Raw genomic sequence first — 417 nt, 5'->3', positions numbered from 1 at the left:
CGTTATCTCTGTGTGTCATCGCAGTTGACTGGAGTGGCTATCCATCACAGGAATATCACGTACTCCGTGCCAGTTTGCTTTGCGACGGGCGTTCCATTCCGTTACTGAGCTGGATAATTCCTTCGCAAAAACAGCAAAATGTGCAAATTCAGAACGCGTTCCTTGATGCTCTTGCGAGTGCGGTAAACCCAAAAGCACGGGTCATTATCGTGACTGATGCCGGTTTTCAGAATGCCTGGTTCAGCCATATAAAACGGCTGGGATGGGACTTTACTGGCCGCGTCCGGGGCAGGGTGAAATTCAGACTACAAAAAACAGGTGAATGCTGGCATGACGTCTGCGATATCAAAGCTCAAAGACATCCGTTAATTAAAGCAGGTGACTGCCCTGTCCACCTGGGGGCCGGGACACTGGGTC

At 50.6% G+C, this 417-nt stretch carries 1 protein-coding gene; it reads left to right on the top strand.

What is annotated here, in order from left to right; translation table 11 throughout:
• Positions 1 to 417, top strand: a 417-nt coding sequence (locus tag JJB97_RS18385; protein ID WP_238715532.1) for a transposase, incomplete at both ends; no start/stop codon positions are given.

It is taken from the genome of Tenebrionibacter intestinalis (assembly GCF_016632365.1).
GTDB lineage: Bacteria > Pseudomonadota > Gammaproteobacteria > Enterobacterales > Enterobacteriaceae > Tenebrionibacter > Tenebrionibacter intestinalis.
This window is presented reverse-complemented; position numbering and strand designations above follow the sequence as displayed.